At 67.6% G+C, this 15988-nt stretch carries 15 protein-coding genes; 5 read left to right on the forward strand and 10 right to left on the reverse strand.

Going from position 1 to position 15988, the window contains the following annotated elements:
• Positions 1-244: 244 nt before the first annotated feature.
• From JF515_RS16250 to JF515_RS16295, 10 genes are all read right to left on the reverse strand, one after another.
• Positions 245-1021, reverse strand: a complete 777-nt coding sequence (locus tag JF515_RS16250; RefSeq protein WP_203105515.1) for a thiazole synthase — start codon at positions 1019-1021, stop codon at positions 245-247.
• Between the two features lie 173 nt (positions 1022-1194).
• Positions 1195-1395, reverse strand: a complete 201-nt coding sequence (gene thiS / locus JF515_RS16255; RefSeq protein WP_203105516.1) for a sulfur carrier protein ThiS — start codon at positions 1393-1395, stop codon at positions 1195-1197.
• 28 nt (positions 1396-1423) lie between these two features.
• Positions 1424-1792 (reverse strand): DUF423 domain-containing protein, encoded by a 369-nt coding sequence (locus JF515_RS16260; protein WP_203105517.1) that lies wholly within the window; start codon positions 1790-1792, stop codon positions 1424-1426.
• Between the two features lie 142 nt (positions 1793-1934).
• Positions 1935-2801 carry an RNA polymerase sigma factor RpoH gene (gene rpoH / locus JF515_RS16265; protein WP_203105518.1) on the reverse strand — a complete coding sequence of 289 codons (867 nt, stop codon included), beginning with the start codon at positions 2799-2801 and terminating at the stop codon, positions 1935-1937.
• 227 nt (positions 2802-3028) lie between these two features.
• Positions 3029-4018, reverse strand: a complete 990-nt coding sequence (ftsX, locus tag JF515_RS16270) for a permease-like cell division protein FtsX (RefSeq protein ID WP_338015239.1) — start codon at positions 4016-4018, stop codon at positions 3029-3031.
• Entirely contained in the window at positions 4008-4739 is a 732-nt protein-coding gene (ftsE, locus tag JF515_RS16275) for a cell division ATP-binding protein FtsE (RefSeq protein ID WP_203105520.1), read from the reverse strand. The genes ftsX and ftsE overlap by 11 nt, the downstream gene beginning before the upstream one ends.
• 89 nt (positions 4740-4828) lie before the next feature.
• Positions 4829-6043 (reverse strand): signal recognition particle-docking protein FtsY, encoded by a 1215-nt coding sequence (ftsY, locus tag JF515_RS16280; protein ID WP_203105521.1) that lies wholly within the window; start codon positions 6041-6043, stop codon positions 4829-4831.
• Positions 6044-6307: 264 nt separating this feature from the next.
• On the reverse strand, positions 6308-7891 hold the full coding sequence (locus JF515_RS16285; RefSeq protein WP_203105522.1) for a DHA2 family efflux MFS transporter permease subunit: 1584 nt from the start codon (positions 7889-7891) through the stop codon (positions 6308-6310).
• A gap of 26 nt (positions 7892-7917) precedes the next feature.
• Positions 7918-9156, reverse strand: a complete 1239-nt coding sequence (locus tag JF515_RS16290; RefSeq protein WP_203105523.1) for an efflux RND transporter periplasmic adaptor subunit — start codon at positions 9154-9156, stop codon at positions 7918-7920.
• 16 nt (positions 9157-9172) lie between these two features.
• Positions 9173-10696, reverse strand: a complete 1524-nt coding sequence (locus JF515_RS16295) for an efflux transporter outer membrane subunit (protein ID WP_203105524.1) — start codon at positions 10694-10696, stop codon at positions 9173-9175.
• 101 nt (positions 10697-10797) lie between these two features.
• Between JF515_RS16295 and JF515_RS16300 the strand changes: the two genes are divergently transcribed.
• The 5 genes from JF515_RS16300 (at position 10798) to JF515_RS16320 (ending at position 15971) form a co-directional block, all read left to right on the forward strand.
• A complete protein-coding gene (locus JF515_RS16300) occupies positions 10798-11529 on the forward strand; it encodes a CerR family C-terminal domain-containing protein (protein ID WP_203105525.1) in 732 nt (243 codons plus the stop codon).
• Between the two features lie 130 nt (positions 11530-11659).
• Positions 11660-12982: a M16 family metallopeptidase gene (locus tag JF515_RS16305; RefSeq protein WP_203105526.1), complete on the forward strand. Its 1323-nt coding sequence runs from the start codon at positions 11660-11662 to the stop codon at positions 12980-12982.
• The gene (locus tag JF515_RS16310) at positions 12979-14394 is read left to right on the forward strand and encodes a M16 family metallopeptidase (RefSeq protein WP_238401127.1); all 1416 of its coding nucleotides are present in this window, start codon (positions 12979-12981) and stop codon (positions 14392-14394) included. The genes JF515_RS16305 and JF515_RS16310 overlap by 4 nt, the downstream gene beginning before the upstream one ends.
• Positions 14369-14944, forward strand: coding sequence for a 16S rRNA (guanine(966)-N(2))-methyltransferase RsmD (rsmD, locus tag JF515_RS16315; protein WP_203105527.1), 576 nt, complete (start codon positions 14369-14371; stop codon positions 14942-14944). Before JF515_RS16310 ends, rsmD begins: the two co-directional genes overlap by 26 nt.
• A gap of 34 nt (positions 14945-14978) precedes the next feature.
• The gene (locus tag JF515_RS16320; RefSeq protein ID WP_203105528.1) at positions 14979-15971 is read left to right on the forward strand and encodes a calcium/sodium antiporter; all 993 of its coding nucleotides are present in this window, start codon (positions 14979-14981) and stop codon (positions 15969-15971) included.
• Positions 15972-15988: the final 17 nt, after the last annotated feature.

The following is a 15988-nucleotide window of genomic DNA, read 5'->3' on the forward strand; positions in this document are numbered from 1 at the left end:
CACGCTTACACGCAGCACGCTGGCACGCAACACGCTTACACGCAACACGCTGGCACGCAACACGCTAAACCCGCGCCTGGAGTGTTTGGCATGTTTCCTGAGGTGTCAGGAAACACTGAGGGCTTTCAGGCACGGGTTTAGCGTGTAAGCGTGTTTGCGTGCCAGCGTGCCAGCGTGCCAGCGTGCCAGCGTGCCAGCGTGCCAGCGTGCCAGCGTGCCAGCGTGCGTGTTGCGTATTTGCGCGTTAAATCAGGCCTTCGGAGGGCGAGGACGGGTTGGCGAATACCCGTTTGGGCATGCGCCCGGCCAGGAAGCCCTCGCGACCGGCCTCGACGGCCTTCTTCATGGCGCTGGCCATGAGCACCGGGTTGCGGGCATGGGCGATGGCGGAGTTCATCAGGATGCCATCGCAGCCCAGCTCCATGGCCAGGGTCGCGTCGCTGGGGGTGCCCACGCCGGCGTCCACCAGGATCGGGACCCTGGCCTCTTCCATGATCAACAGCAGGTTGTGCGGGTTGAGCACGCCCAGGCCGGAGCCGATCAGTGAGCCCAGGGGCATCACCGACACGCAGCCCATGTCCTCCAGCTCCTTGGCGACGATCGGATCGTCGTTGGTGTAGACCATCACGTCGAAGCCGTCGTCCACCAGTTGTTGGGCGGCCCGCACGGTGTGGGCGATGTTCGGGTACAGGGTCTTCTGGTCGCCGAGCACTTCCAGCTTCACCAGTTTGTGGCCGTCGAGCAGTTCCCGGGCCAGCTTGCAGGTGCGCACCGCGTCCTCGGCATTAAAGCAGCCGGCGGTGTTGGGCAGGATGGTGTATTTGTCCGGGGTGACGAAGTCGAGCAGGTTGGGCTCGCCGGGCTCCTGGCCCAGGTTGGTGCGGCGCACCGCCACGGTGACGATCTCCGCGCCGCTGGCCTCCACGGCCTGGCGGGTTTCCTCGAAGTCCTTGTATTTGCCGGTGCCGATCAGCAGCCGGGACTGGTAGGTTTTGCCTGCGATGTGAAGCGGGTCGGACATGATGGGTTCCAGCGTTGGTGAAACAGGGTTCGGGCTGATTTCCGCCATTCCTGGCGGCTCTTCCGCGTACCATTCTTTGGCGCCGTGCCCGCCATCCCTGGCGCGGCGCCGTGCCGGTCTGAACGCCCGGCCCGGACGTCCTGTCCGGTCGTAAATCGCGCCGTAGGCGCGATTTACCCACCCCCGATGGCGTGTACGATCTCCACCACGTCGCCGTCGCGGAGCGGGTGTTGGCCGTGCTCGCTCTTGGGCACGATGTCGCGGTTCACCTCCACCGCCAGCCGGCGGCCCTGCAACTGCAGCTGGGCCACCAGGTCCGCGACGGTGGTGCCGTCCAGGGTCAGCGGGTCGCCGTTTACGGTCAGGGAAGTCATGGTGGTGCTCGCTATCCGTAAGTGGGTGTCAGCCGTGGGCGCGCCACAGCGACCAGGCCAGCCACAGCCAGCCGATGATCAGCGCCACGCCGCCCAGCGGGGTGACCGCGCCGAGCCATTTCTGGCCACTGAGCACCAGCACATAGAGGCTGCCGCTGAACACCAGCATGCCGGCGAACAGAATCCAGCCGGCGGTGAGCAGGCCGGCGCCGAGCTGGCGGGCCAGCACGCCCACCAGCAGGATCGCCAGGGCATGGTAGAAATGGTATTGGCTGGCCGTCGACCAGATGTCGAGCATGGCCGCGTCGACGCGGTTTTTCAGCCCGTGGGCGCCGAAGGCCCCGAGCGTGACCGCCAGAGCGCCATTCAGAGCGCCCAGGAAAAGGAGGTATTTCATGGTCACCGGCGTGGTTGATCCGTGGAGACCCGATTGTACTGGAAATTGGGATGCGACGGGGGCTCTTCAACCGCGTGGAGGACCATAAAAAAGCCCCGGCGGTGGGTGCCGGGGCGAAGGGGTTCCGCGCGCCGTCGCCGCCTCAAGCGGCGATGGCGTTGCGCAGTTTCTTCAGCGCGTTGTTCTCAAGCTGGCGAATCCGCTCCGCGGAGACGCCGTATTCGTCGGCCAGCTCCTGGAGCGTGGCTTTCTGGTCGGCCAGCCAGCGGCGCTCAAGGATGTCGCGGCTGCGGTCGTCCAGGGTCAGGATGGCGGAACCCAGCTGGCGGGAGCTGCGTTGCTGGTGATCTTCCTCGGCCACCAGATCCGCCGGGTCGCTGTTGTCGCTGTGCAGGTAGGCCGCCGGTGACGGGATCGCATTGTCCTCGTCGTCGCTGGTGGGGCCGTCGAAACTGGCGTCGAAAGCGCCCAGTCGGCCTTCCATTTCCTTCACCTGGGCGGCGGTCACGCCCAGATCATCGGCGACCCGCTGGGCTTCCTCGGTGGTCAACCGGCCCAGGCGTTTTTTCTGGCCGCGCAGGTTGAAGAACAGCTTGCGCTGGGCCTTGGTGGTGGCCACCTTCACGATGCGCCAGTTCTTGATCACGTATTCGTGGATTTCCGCCTTGATCCAGTGCACCGCGAAGCTCACCAGGCGCACGCCTTTGTTGGGATCGAAGCGTTTGACGGCCTTCATCAGGCCCACATTGCCTTCCTGGATCAGATCGCCCAGGGGCAGCCCGTAGCCGGTGTAGCTGCGGGCGATATGAACAACGAACCGGAGATGCGCCAGCACCATATTGCGGGCGGCGTCCAGGTCATCCTGGAAGTACAACCGCTCCGCCAGCTGCCGCTCTTCCTCGACGCTGAGCACCGGCACGGAGTTGACCGCGCGGATGTAGGCGTCGAGGTCGTCGCCCGGCACCGCCAGCGGTAACGCTTGCGCCTTTTGCAGTTGTTGGGTGGTCATGTCCCTTCTCCCTGATTGGATGGGCTCGATATTAGCACTCGGTTTATATGAGTGCTAATAGCCGGGATAGTTCCCCGTCATTCAAACCTTCAATGGCTGCTATCAGCCTGCGACGGGGTCGGTGACGCCGTGGTGACGTGCATCAATATAGACGCCGTTGCCTGCCGTGAATTCCCCACTTTAGGGAACCCGGCGTCGGCGTGGGGTAAAGAAAGGAAAAACAGGCCCTAGAACTGCGGTTCGATGTCGCCCAGATGCCGGCTCACCGCCAGCCAGGCGCCGAGCAGCCCCAGGGTGCCGCTGAATAGCGGCAGTACCAGGCCGCTGGAGGCGGCCATGCCGGTTAGCGAGTGCTCGCTATCGTACAGCCTCAGCAACTCGTCGATGGGGCCGCCCAGCCACCATAGGGCCAGGCTGACCAGGATCAGCGCCAGCAGGCCTCCGGCGAAACCCACGCAGAAGCCGCTGTACAGGAAGGGGCGCCGCACGAAGCCGTCGGTGCCGCCGACGATCTTGATCACCACGATCTCCTCGCGGCGGCTTTCGATGGCCAGCCGAACGGTGTTCACCACCACCAGGACCACCGCCAGGGCCAGGCCCAGGGTGAGCACGCTGATCATCCGGTCGCCCAGCTCGATAATAGCGTGCAGGCGCCGCACCCAGGCCACGTCGAGCTGGGCGTTGTCCACTTCCGGCAGGCCGTTGAGGCGCCGTTGCAGGGCCTCGATCTGGCCGGGCGCCACATCCGCCGGGTAGACCACGATCAGCGGCGGCAGCGGGTTGTCCGGCAGGGCCTCGAGCACATCGCCGAAGCCGGACAGCGTTTTGAATTCGTCCAGGGCCTGCTCGCGGGTGATCACCTCGGTACGCGCCACGGTATCGAAGCCGTCCCATTCCCGCGCCAGGGCGCGCTGGCGCTCCTCGCCGGTATCCAGTTGCAGGAACACGGACAGGTGCGCCTGGCCGTCCCAGCCCCGGGTCAGGGCGCGGGCGTTGTCCATCAACACCGCCAGGCCGGCGGGCAGGGCCAGGGCGATGGCGATCACCAACACCGTCATCAGGGTGCTGGTGGGCGCGGCGCGCATGCGGGCCAGGGCGTCGGTCAGGGAATCCCGGTGATGGTGGCGCCAGGCGGTGAACTGGTCACCCAGGGAAGTGCGCGTGCTGCGCGCCCCGGCGGGCCGCCGCTGGCGGGGAGGACGGGTATTACGGGCCACGGCGGTCCTCCCGGATGCCGGCGTAGAGCGCCAGGTCCTGGTCGCGCTGGGAGGCCGCTTCCTCGCCATCGTGAATCAGACGGCCTTCGCGCAGGGTCAGCAGCCGATGCCGGTAGCGGGCGATCAGCGACAGATCGTGGGTGGCGATCAGCACCGCCACGCCGACCCGGGCGAAATCATGGAACAGATCCATGATCTCCGCGCTCAGCGCCGGGTCCAGGTTGCCGGTGGGCTCGTCGGCGAGCAGCAACGGCGGCTTGTTGACCACCGCCCGGGCGATGCCGATGCGCTGCTGTTCACCGCCGGACAGCATGATCGGGTTGAGCTTTTCCTTGTCCAGCAGGCCGACCTTGTCCAGGGCGGCGCGCACCCGCTTGCCGATGTCGGCGCGGGCGAAGCCGGCGATTACCAGCGGCAGGGCCACGTTGTCGAACACGCTGCGGTCGAACAGCAGCTGATGGTTCTGGTGCACCATGCCGATCTTGCGGCGCAGGAAGGGAATGTGGCGGCTGCCCACGCCGGTCAGGTTCTGGCCTTCCACGAACACCTGACCCTGGGTGGGGCGCTCGATCATCATGATCAGCTTCAGCAAGGTGGACTTGCCCGCCCCGGAATGCCCGGTCAGGAAGGTCAATTGCCCGGCGGGCAGTTCAAAGCTGACCTGCCGCAGGGCGTCCTTGCCGTTCGGGTAGCGTTTGCCCACCCGGTCGAACTTGATCATGAATAGAGTCTCGCTTTGCTCGACGGCTTGCACGCTAACACGCTTCACGCTTGAAAGCGTGGTGCGTGTCAGCGTGGTGTATGCAAGCGTTACGCGGTGACGTCCTCGAACAGCGCCTGCACGAACTCCTCGGCGTTGAACGGGCGCAGGTCCTCCAGGCGTTCCCCCACGCCGATAAAGCGGATCGGCAGCCCGGTGCGTTTGGCCAGAGCGAACAGGATACCGCCTTTGGCGGTGCCGTCGAGCTTGGTGAGCACCAACCCGGTCACACCGGCGGTATCGCGGAACTCCTCGGCCTGGTTGATGGCGTTCTGGCCGGTGCCGGCGTCCAGCACCAGCAGCACCTCGTGGGGGGCCTCCGGGGACAGCTTCTTCATCACCCGGGTGACCTTGGAGAGCTCCTCCATCAGGTTGCCCCGGGTGTGCAGGCGCCCGGCGGTGTCGGCGATCAGCACGTCGGCGCCCCGCGACTGGGCCGCCTGCACCGCGTCATAGACCACGCTGGCGGAGTCCGCGCCGGTGTGCTGGGCCACCACCGGAATGTCGTTGCGTTCGCCCCACACCTGCAATTGCTCCACGGCGGCGGCGCGGAAGGTGTCACCGGCGGCCAGCATCACGCCGCGGCCCTCGGCCTTGAAGCGGCACGCCAGCTTGCCGATGGTGGTGGTCTTGCCGACCCCGTTCACGCCCACCATCAGAATCACATAGGGCTTTTTCGAGGTGTCGATTTCCAGCGGGCGGTCCACCGGCACCAGCAGATTGCGCAGTTCTTCCTGCAGGGCTTCATAGAGGGCGTCGGCGTCCACCAGCTCCTGGCGACCGACCCGCTCGGTGAGGTTGCCGATGATGGTGTCGGTGGCCTCCACGCCCACGTCCGCCACCAGCAACTGGGTCTCGATCTCCTCGAAGATCTCGTCGTCGATCTCCTTGGCGCCCACCAGCAGGTCCGCCAGGCCCTTGCCCAGGTTCTTGCTGGTCTTGCTCATGCCCTGCTTCATGCGCGACCAGAAGCCGCCGCCTTCGCCGGCGGACTCCGGGGCGGGGGCGGGCTGCTCGACGGGCGCCGGCGGGGTGGCCGGTTCGGCGCGCACCGGTTCCGGCGGGGCCGGTTCGGAGGACGCGGGCTCGGCTGGGGCCGGTTCCGGTGACCCGGGTTCCGCCGGCGTGTCGCTATCGGGCTCCGCCCGGTCGCTGGACGGCGCCGGCTCCGGCTTGTCCTCGGGCTTGCGCCGGAACATGCGCGAGAAGAAGCCGCCTTTCTGCGCTTCCTCGTTGCGATCGTCGTCGCGGGCGTCGTCGTTCATCGGGTCGGGTCCTGTGGGGTCGAATGCGGGGCGGTCGGTATGCTACCACCATGGGGGCGGGCAAAAAACGCCGGGGGGCCGCAACACGCTTGCACGCTTACACGCAACACGCTTACACGCTTACACGCCAGACCCGTTGCGGAGATCCATGGCGTGTTTTCTGCCGCGCATGCAGTAAACACACCTTACCTTTCAGGTCAGGGTTTAGCGTGCCAGCGTGCCAGCGTGCCAGCGTGCCAGCGTGCCAGCGTGCCAGCGCTCCCCTCAATGCGCCCCGGCCGGCGCCCCCTGGCCGGCCACGCCACGGCGGATGATGAACACCAGCGGCACCATGCACAGGAACAGAATCGCCATGAATTTGAACACGTCCAGGTAGCCCAGCATGCTGGCCTGGTTGAGCAGGTCCTGATACAGCATACCGTGGCTGGCCAGGTCGCCGGCGCCGGTGGCCTGGCCGATTTGATGAATCTGGTCCTGGTAGGCCGGGTTGTAGGGCGTGATCTCCTCGGCCAGCCGCGACTGATGGAACTGGCTGCGCCGGGCCAGCAGGGTGGTGGCCAGCGAGATGCCGATGCTGCCGCCCAGGTTGCGGGCCAGATTGATGATCGCCGAGGCGTCGTTGGATTTCTCCATCGGCAGGCCGTCGTAGGCGGCGGTGCTGATCGGGATGAACAGAAAACCCAACGCCGAAGCCTGCAGCACCCGGGCCAGCATGATGGTGTTGTAGTCCGCCTCCAGGCTGAAGCCGGTCATGGTGTACAGCCCGATGCCGCTGACCAGGAAGCCGAAGCCGATCAGATAGCGGGTCTGCACCTTGCCCACCAGCCGCCCCACCAAGGGCATCAGGCAGATGATGGCGATGCCGCCGGGGGTCAGTACCAGGCCCGCCTGGGTGGCGGTGTAGCCCATCAGTTCCTGCACATAGAGCGGCAGCACCGCGGTGCTGGCCAGCAGCACGAAGCCCAGGATCATCATGAACAGGTTGGCCACCGCGAAGTTGCGGTTGCGGAACAGGTGCACATCGACGATCGGGTCCTTGTCGTACCACTCCCAGATCAGGAAGGCGATCAGCCCCACCGCCGCCAGGCAGGTCATGGCCAGAATAAAGCCGGAATGCCACCAGTCGTCCTGCTGGCCCCGATCAAGCATGATCTGCAGGGCGCCCAGGCCCACCACCAGCAGGCTGAAGCCGATCAGATCCACCCGGGGCCGTTTGCCACCGCGCTTGTGGCGCGCTTCCTTCATGTAATCCGGGTCGCGGATCAGCGCCTGCACCAGGGGAATCAGAATCAGCCCCACCGGCAGGTTGATCAGGAATACCCAGCGCCAGGAGAAATGGTCGGTGATCCAGCCGCCCAGGGTGGGCCCGATGGCCGGCGCGAACACCACGGCGATGCCGTACATGGCGAAGGCCATGCCGCGCTTGGCCGGCGGGAAGGCGTCCGACAGGATCGCCTGGGACACCGGCTGCAGGCCGCCGCCGGTGATGCCCTGCAGGCAACGGAACAGGATCAGCGTGCCCAGGGTGGGCGCCAGCCCGCAGGCCAGGGAGGTGACCGTGAAGCCGGCGATGCAGATCATGAAGAAGCGCTTGCGGCCGAGTACGTTGGACAGCCAGCCGCTGATCGGCAGCACCACCGCGTTGGTCACGGTGTAGGAGGTCAGCACCCAGGTGGCTTCGTCCTGGGTGGCGGACAGCCCGCCGGCGATGTGCAGCAGGGCGACGTTGGCGATGGAGATGTCGAGCACCTCCATGAAGGCGGCGATGGCCACCACCGGGGCGATTACCCAGGGGCTCACGTTGTTGCGCGCCCCCGGGGTGCCGGCGCGGACGGAATCAACGGCCATGACGGTTCTCCTGGTGGACGCGGGACTCAGGAGGCACGGTCATCGCCGCCCCGGTTGGCGGCCACGATGTCGGCGATCAGCGCGTCCACCTCGCTCTGGTCGCGCCGGTACACGTCGGTCTCGAAGCGGGCGCCGGACACCGGCGCCTCGGCCAGGGTGCGGCCGTCCCGGTCCCGGGTTTCCACGGTGACTTCCATGGACAGCCCCACCCGCAGCGGGAAATCGCGCAGGTCGTCGCCGTCCAGGCGGATGCGCACCGGCACCCGCTGCACCACCTTGATCCAGTTGCCGGTGGCGTTCTGCGCCGGCAGCAGCGCGAAGGCATTGCCGGTGCCGGCGGCCAGCCCGGCCACCTTGCCGTGGTAGACGTGGTCGTCGCCGTACAGGTCGGCGGTCAGTTCCACCGGCTGGCCGATGCGCACATGGGTGAGTTCGGTTTCCTTGTAGTTGGCGTCCACCCACACCTGGTCCAGGGGCACCACCGCCATCAGCTTGCCGCCGGGCTGCACCTCCTGGCCCACTTGCACGCCGCGCTGGGCCACATAGCCGTCGGTGGGCGCCAGAATGCGGGTGCGTTGCAGGCGCAGCCAGGCCTGGCGCAGGTCCGCTTCCGCGCGCAGCACCTGGGGATGATCCTCCAGGCTGGTGCCGGCCACCGCGGCGCGGCTGGCGGCCAGTTGATGGCGGGCTTCCTGATAGGAGGCGCGGGCGGTTTCCAGCTCGGTCTCCGCGTGCTGGAAGTCCTGGGTGGAGATGCCGCGCACCTGCTTGAGCTCCCGGGCCCGCTGATAGTCGCGGCGAGCCTGCTCCAGGGAGGCCTTGCGCAGGGTCACGGTGGCGTTGAGCTGGTCGGCCTGGTCGAACAGCCGGCGCACCTCGCGCACGGTCTGCGCCAGGTTGGCCTTGGCCTGTTCCAGGGCCACGCGGGCGTCGGTGTCATCCAGGGTGACCAGCAGGTCGCCGGCGGCCACCCGGTCGGTGTCCTCGGCGTGGATCGATACCACGGTGCCGTTCACCTGGGGCGAGACGCTGACCACGTTGCCGCCCACGTAGGCGTCCTCGGTGGTGATGTGGAAGCGGCCCCACAGCAGCCAGTAGGCCAGGTAGCCGGCGGCGGCGATCACCACCACCAGGGCGAGAATCAGAAGCAGGCGTTTGCGTTTGCCGCCGTTGTTGTCGGTGGGGCTGTCATTGTTGGTGGGGCTGTCGCCGGACGGTTGAGGCGCGGTGTGGTCCGGGTGGGTGGAGGTGTCGTGCTCGGCCATGAAAGGTCTCCGGCGTTCAGGGGGCGGTCGGCGCGGCGGCCGTCCGGTCGTTCCGTTCGGGGGTGGCGCTCCACCAGCCGCCGCCCAGGGCGTGGTAGAGCGCGGCGGTGTTCACGTAGCGCTGGCGCACCGCGTCGATGCGCGACAACAGCGCCTGGTTGTAGCGTTGCTCGGCGCTGAGCACGTCCAGATAGCCGGCGGCGCCGGCCCGGTACTGCTTGCGCACCAGCGCCAGGCTGTCGCGGTTGGCTTCCAGGGAGTGATCGCGGGCATTGAGGCCGTCGGCGTCGCGCTGGATGGCGTCGAGCACGTCGGCCACCTGCACGAAGGCGCCCAGCACGGTGTCCCGATAGTGGGCGTACTCCGCTTCCCAGGCCGCCTGGGCGGCTTTTTTGTTGGCGCGCAGGGTGCCGCCGTGGAACAGCGGCGCGGTGAGATCGGCGCCCAGGCTCCAGACCTTGGCGGCGGGTTCGAACAGGGCGTCGCCGTGGTTGGCCACGGAGCCCAGGCTGGCGGTGAGATTCAGGTTGGGATAGAGCCGCGCGGTGGCCAGGCCCACCCGGGCGTTGGCGGCGTGCAGCTGTTCTTCCGCCGCCAGGATATCGGGACGCTGGCGCACCAGTTCGGAGGGCAGGCTGACCGGCAACTCCGCCGGCAGGTTCAGGTCCGCCAGTGACAGCGGCGGCGCCCGGAAGGTGGACGGGTCGGCGCCCACCAGCCGTGCCAGGGCATGTTCGGTGGTGGCCAGATCGTGGCGCAGGGTGGGCAGTTGCGCCTGGCTGTCGGCCAGTTGCGCGCGGGCGCGCAGCACGTCGGCGTAGGCCACGGAGCCGGCCTGTTCCTGCTCGCTCAGCAGTTCCGCCTGATCGCGCTGCAGGCGCACGATGGTCTCGCTGGCGGCGAGCCGGTCGCGCAGGGCGGCCAGCCGCACCGTGGTCACCACCACGTTGTCCACCAGGGTCAGCATGCTGCCGCGCAGCAGGTTTTGTGCGTATGCCACCTGGGCCACCTGGGCTTCGGTTTCCCGGTCCGAGGCGTGGAACAGATCCAGGTCATAGCTCAACGCCAGCCTTGCCTCGTAGAGGTTGAAGACGTTGTTGAACATGGGATTGTCCTGGCCGATCCGCGCGCCATTGGAACGCTGGCGGGTGGCGCCGCCGGACAGATCCAGGTCGGGCAGGTCGGAGCCGGACACCGCCTCCAGCTGATGGGCGGCCTGGCGCAGGCTGGCCTGGCTGGCGCGCAGCGACGGGCTGTTCTCCATGGCCTGGCGGATCAACGCGTCCAGCGCCGGGGATCCGAACAGCCGGTACCAGTCGGCGGCGATGGGCGCGCCCTCGGTGAATCTCTGGGCGCCGCCGCCGGGGCCGTCGGTGCGGGCGGTCTCGCCGACCGGCGCGCGCACCTGGTAATCCTCGGCCAGCTCGTCCGCCGGCGATTGGAAGTCCGGGCCCACCGCGCAGGCGCCCAGCGTCAGCGCCATCAGCGCGACCAGCGTGGGGCGCCGCCAGCGGCGAACGGGGATAAGGGAACTGGGCATGAAACGCCTCCCGATGAAGTCGGGCAACATTCTTGAACAGTCCAATGACAAAATCAATCGATTGAATTAATATTGGCCTTTTCACGCCACCGGAACCCAGCATGGCCAAGCCCGGCACCGGGCCCGCGACGGGCCCTGAATCCGCCTCCTCCACAGGGCATGCCCGCGGCGAATCCGCGCGCAGCGAAGCTACCCGCAAGCGGCTGATCGACGCTGGCCTGCGCCTGTTCAGCCGTCAGGGCTTCGACGCCGTCAGTACCCGGGCCCTGGCCAACGCCGCCAAGGCCAATCTGGCCGCCATCCCCTACCACTTCCAGTCCAAGGAAGGGCTCTATCGGGCGGTGGCCTGGCGCATCGTGGAAACCGTGCGTCCAGCCATGGAGCACGCCGTGGTGGAAGTGCGTGATCGCCACGCCGATGGCGTCACCGACCTGGCCCGGGCCCGCGAGGACGTGGCGTTGCTGGTCGGCGCCCTGCTCGAGAAGATTCTTGCTCAGCGCGACAAGTACGAGATCGGCTACTTTCTGCTGCGCGAGCAGATGCAGCCCACCGCCGCCATGGACATCCTGTACGACGAACTGATCCAGCCGGTGCACGAGTTGATGGCGCGTCTGGTGGGGCCGTTGCGCGGCAAACCGGAAACCGATCCGGATGTGATCATCGAAGTGCAGGCGTTGTACGGTGAGGCCATCGTGTTCGGCGTGCACCGCACCACGCTGATCCGGCGCCTGGGGGTGAAGCGCCTGGAAGACGATCACCTGGCGCGCATCGCCCGGGTGGTGCGTGAAACCCTGCTGCGTCAGTTTCCTCTCTCCGAACCGCCGGTGCTCTGAGCCCCCGGCGCCGGAACCTTCCCGGCGTCCGATCAGTCCTACCCGGTTATGGCCGCCGACGGCTCGTGTCGGCGGGGGCTAACCATCATAATCGCCGGTTCCCTGACCCCGGTCGTTCAGAGGAAAACGCATGAAAAAACTGTGGATCGCCCTGGCGTTGAGCCTGGTCGCGGTGACCGCGCGGGCGGACCTGCCCACCCATGAATTCCAGCTCGATAACGGCCTGGACGTGCTGGTGCGCGAGGATCATCGCGCTCCGGTGGTCACCGTGATGATCTGGTTCAAGGCCGGCAGCATCGACGAGGCGCCCTACGAAACCGGCGTCGCCCATCTGCTTGAGCACATGATGTTCCGCAACAGCAAGCATCTGGCCCCCGGTGAATTCTCGCGCACCGTGGCGCGCTTCGGCGGCAGCGACAACGCCTTCACCAGCTTTGATTTCACCGCCTATTACCAGCAGTACGAGGCCTCGCGGCTGCCGCTGGCCTTGGAACTGGAAGCCGAGCGGCTCAAGAACCTGCGCATCGAGGACGAGGACTTCCAGCGCGAGCTGCAGGTGGTGATGGAAGAGCGGCGCCAGCGCACCGACGACAAGCCCACCGCCCTGGCCTGGGAGAAATTCCAGGCGGTGGCGCGGCCCGGCACCGGCTATGCTCACCCGATCATCGGCTGGCGGGACCAGCTTGCCCAGCTCAAGCCGGAGCAGGCGCGCAGCTGGTACCGACGCTTTTATGTGCCCGGCAACGCCACCCTGGTGATCGCCGGTGATGTCACCGAGGCCGAGGCCCGGCCCCTGGTGGAAAAGTTCTTCGGCGCCATCGCCGCCGGCGAGACCCCGCCGCGTCCGGAGCCGACGCTGAATCCGCCCGCTGGCGAGCGGCGCATGACCTTGCGGCTGCCGGTGCGGGTGCCGGCGCTCTACATGCTTTATAACGTGCCCTCCCTGACCACCGCCGAGGACCCGGCTACCTTCTACGCTTTGACCATGCTCGGTGGCGTGCTGGACGGTGGCCTCAGTGCCCGCGTGGAAAGCAATCTGGTGCGCGGCCAGCGCCTGGCCGCCGGCGCCGGCGCCGGTTACGACGGCCTGCAGCGCGGCAACGGCACCTTTACCTTCAGCGCTTCCCCGAACCCGGGCGTCAGCCTGGATGACCTGGAGGCCGCGTTCGAGAAGGAAGTGCGCAAGATCGCTGAACAGCCCCCCAGCGCCGAGGAGATGGACCGGGTGCGTGCCGGGGTGTTGGCCGGCCAGGTCTATCAGCGTGATTCGGTGATGGGCCAGGCCATGGAGCTGGGCCGCCTGTCGGTGCTGGGCGTGGATTGGCGCCTGGCCGAGCAGTTCGACGACAACCTGGCGAAGGTGACCCCCGAACAGGTGCAACAGGCGGCCCGTGACTGGCTGGTGGCCGAACGCCGCGCCGTGGCCCATGTGATTCCGGAGGAGCAGCAATGAAGATGGCAGCCCACAGTCCCCTGAAGATGGTCGTCGCGACGCTCTGCACTCTGGCTCTGGCCGGTTGCGCCGGGTTTCCCACCAGCGCCCGGCAGGTAAGCCAGGCGGAACCGGCGGCGCCGGAGCTGGCGATTCAGTCCTGGCAAACCGATCAGGGCGCCAAGGTGCTGTTCGTGCCGTCCGAGGCGCTGCCGATGCTGGATGTGCGCCTGGTGATGCACGCCGGCGGCGCCCGTGACGGCGACCAGCCCGGCCTGGCCTCCCTGACCAGTGCCCTGATCGGCGAAGGCGCCGAGGGGCTGAGCGTGGACGACATCGCCCGTGGGTTCGAGGATCGGGGTGCCAGCTTCTCCACCGGCAGCTATCAGGACATGGGGGTGATCAGCCTGCGCACCCTGTCCAAGCCGGCCTGGCGCGATGACGCCGTGGATCTGCTGGCGCGGGTGATCGGCCAGCCCACTTTCCCCCAGGATGCCCTGGATCGCCTGCGTACCCGTGCCCTGCAAGGGCTGAAGATGGAAAAGCAGGTGCCCGGCCCGCAGGTGGAAAAGGCCTTCCAGCGCGTGGTATTCGGTGATCACCCCTACGGCCATGCGGATTCCGGCACCCTGGAGAGCCTGCCCGGCATTACCCGGGAAGATCTGCGCCGCTTCCATGAGCGCTATTACGCCGCCGGCAACACGGTCATCGCCCTGGTGGGTGACGTCAGCCGCGAGCGGGCCGAGGCGATCGCCGCCGAGCTCAGCGCGGCACTGCCCGAAGGCGGCCCGGCGCCGGAGATGCCGCGCGCGGAAAAACCCGCCGCGCGGGTCACCGAGCACCTCACCTTCCCGTCCAACCAGACCCACATCCTGATCGGCGGCCAGGCCACCTGGCGCGGCAACCCGGACCACGCGGCGCTCTATGTGGGCAACTACATTCTCGGCGGTGGCGGTTTCGCCTCCCTGCTCACCCAGGAGGTACGCGAGAAGCACGGCTATGTGTACGGTGTGTCCAGCTACTTCCAGCCGATGGCCGGCGGCGGGCCCTTCCGCCTGCAGCTTCAGACCGCCAACGACAACGCCGACCAGGCCCTGGGGCTGACCATGGGCATCCTGCGTGACTTCATCGCCAACGGCCCCACCCAGGAACAGCTCGACAACGCCAAGGCCAACATTCTTGGCCGCCGGGCACTGGAAACCGCCGACAACGGCGATATCATCGGCCAGCTTGGCGCCATCGGCTTCTATGATCTGCCCCTGGATTATCTCCAGCGCTTCAACCGGCAGGTCAAGGCGGTCACGGTGGCGGACATTCGCGAGGCGTTCCAGCGTGCCCTCGACGCCGACCGGCTGGCCATCGTCAGCATCGGCCCGGAGGCGCCGCGTCTGCCACAAGGCGGGAAGAATGAAACCCAGGGGCAAGACCAGTAGGGGCCAGATCCGGATCATCGGCGGCGAGCGGCGCGGCCACCGGCTGCACTTCGTCGATCAGCGCGGCGATCTGCGGCCGTCCTCGGATCGCATGCGCGAAACGCTGTTCAACTGGCTGCAGGCGGACGTGCCCGGTGCCCGGGTGCTGGACCTGTTCGCCGGCTCCGGTGCCCTCGGCGCGGAAGCGCTCAGCCGGGGCGCCGCCCACGCCGTGCTGGTGGAGCGCAAGCGCGAGCGCTGCGCCGACCTGAGCCGGCAACTGGAGCCGCTGTTCGGCGAGCGGGTGCGGGTGCGCTGCGCGGACGCCCTCAAGTGGCTGCCGCGCAGCAGCGAGCGCTTTGATCTGGTGTTCATCGACCCGCCCTATGATCTGGGGCTGGCGGAACCGGCCTGCGCGGCCCTGGAGGAACTGGGGCTGCTCGCCGACGATGCCCTGATCTACGTGGAGTCCCGGCGTCAGGCGGACGCCCCGGCGGTGCCGGACGGCTGGGAACTGTTGCGCGAAAAGGACGGCGGTGACGTGCGCGCCCGCCTTTACAGAAAAGAGTAGCGGCCCGAGGCCGCATGGTTTTTGGAGGTATATTTTGGGCCTTGCCATAGGGGCGGTGATCGCCGGCCTGGTGATTCTGATCTGGAGCGCCGACCGGTTCGTGGACGGCGCCTCCGCCACCGCCCGCCACGCGGGCATGCCGACCCTGCTGATCGGCATGCTGGTGATCGGCTTCGGTACCTCCGCGCCGGAAATGGTGGTCTCGGCGCTGGCGTCCCTGGACGGCAATCCGGGGCTGGCCCTGGGTAATGCCTACGGCTCCAACATCACCAACATTGCGTTGATCCTCGGCGTCACCGCGATCATCAGCCCGATCGCCGTGCAATCCACGGTGCTGCGCCGGGAACTGCCGGTGCTGGCGGTGATTACCGTACTGTCCGGCTACCAGTTGCTCGACGGCCAGGTCAGCGGCCTGGATGCCGCGGTGTTGCTGGTGGTGTTCGCCGGCTTGATGGGCTGGTCCGTGTATCAGGGCATGAGCGGCCAGGGCGACCCCTTGGGCGGCGGCGTGGAAGGTGAACTGGAGGCGCAGCCTCTTCCTCTGGGCCGGGCGCTGTTCTGGCTGGTTACCGGGCTGGTGCTGCTGGTGGTCAGTTCCCGGTTGCTGGTGTGGGGGGCGGTGTTCATCGCCGAATCCCTGGGGGTCAGCGATCTGATCATCGGGCTGACCGTGGTGGCGGTGGGAACCTCCCTGCCGGAGCTGGCCTCCGCTCTGGCGGCGGTGCGCAAGAACGAGCACGATCTGGCGCTCGGCAATGTGCTAGGCTCGAATCTGTTCAACACCCTGGCGGTGGTCGGCATCGCCGGCGCCATCACGCCGGTGCCCACCGAGCCGGCGGTGCTGTACCGCGACTGGGTGGTGATGGCGGCGCTCACTCTGGCCCTGTTCGTGTTCGGCTACGGTTTTCGGGGCGCCGGCACGGGCCGCATCAACCGTTTTGAAGGCGCGATTCTGCTGGCCGCCTATCTGGGGTACACCGGCTATCTGATCAGCACTCTGGTCACCGCGCCGGGCGCCGGCGGCTGACGCCGGCCCGCCAACAA

Source organism: Alloalcanivorax marinus, assembly GCF_016785095.1.
In the GTDB taxonomy this organism is placed as follows: Bacteria; Pseudomonadota; Gammaproteobacteria; order Pseudomonadales; family Alcanivoracaceae; genus Alloalcanivorax; species Alloalcanivorax marinus_A.

What these genes read in the sequence shown, in the direction of transcription:
- JF515_RS16250 (WP_203105515.1), bottom strand. Translation starts at nt 1,021, where the DNA reads ATGTCCGACCCGCTTCACATCGCAGGCAAAACCTACCAGTCCCGGCTG.
- thiS (WP_203105516.1), bottom strand. Translation starts at nt 1,395, where the DNA reads ATGACTTCCCTGACCGTAAACGGCGACCCGCTGACCCTGGACGGCACC.
- JF515_RS16260 (WP_203105517.1), bottom strand. Translation starts at nt 1,792, where the DNA reads ATGAAATACCTCCTTTTCCTGGGCGCTCTGAATGGCGCTCTGGCGGTC.
- rpoH (WP_203105518.1), bottom strand. Translation starts at nt 2,801, where the DNA reads ATGACCACCCAACAACTGCAAAAGGCGCAAGCGTTACCGCTGGCGGTG.
- ftsE (WP_203105520.1), bottom strand. Translation starts at nt 4,739, where the DNA reads ATGATCAAGTTCGACCGGGTGGGCAAACGCTACCCGAACGGCAAGGAC.
- ftsY (WP_203105521.1), bottom strand. Translation starts at nt 6,043, where the DNA reads ATGAACGACGACGCCCGCGACGACGATCGCAACGAGGAAGCGCAGAAA.
- JF515_RS16285 (WP_203105522.1), bottom strand. Translation starts at nt 7,891, where the DNA reads ATGGCCGTTGATTCCGTCCGCGCCGGCACCCCGGGGGCGCGCAACAAC.
- JF515_RS16290 (WP_203105523.1), bottom strand. Translation starts at nt 9,156, where the DNA reads ATGGCCGAGCACGACACCTCCACCCACCCGGACCACACCGCGCCTCAA.
- JF515_RS16295 (WP_203105524.1), bottom strand. Translation starts at nt 10,696, where the DNA reads ATGCCCAGTTCCCTTATCCCCGTTCGCCGCTGGCGGCGCCCCACGCTG.
- JF515_RS16300 (WP_203105525.1), top strand. Translation starts at nt 10,798, where the DNA reads ATGGCCAAGCCCGGCACCGGGCCCGCGACGGGCCCTGAATCCGCCTCC.
- JF515_RS16305 (WP_203105526.1), top strand. Translation starts at nt 11,660, where the DNA reads ATGAAAAAACTGTGGATCGCCCTGGCGTTGAGCCTGGTCGCGGTGACC.
- JF515_RS16310 (WP_238401127.1), top strand. Translation starts at nt 12,979, where the DNA reads ATGAAGATGGCAGCCCACAGTCCCCTGAAGATGGTCGTCGCGACGCTC.
- rsmD (WP_203105527.1), top strand. Translation starts at nt 14,369, where the DNA reads ATGAAACCCAGGGGCAAGACCAGTAGGGGCCAGATCCGGATCATCGGC.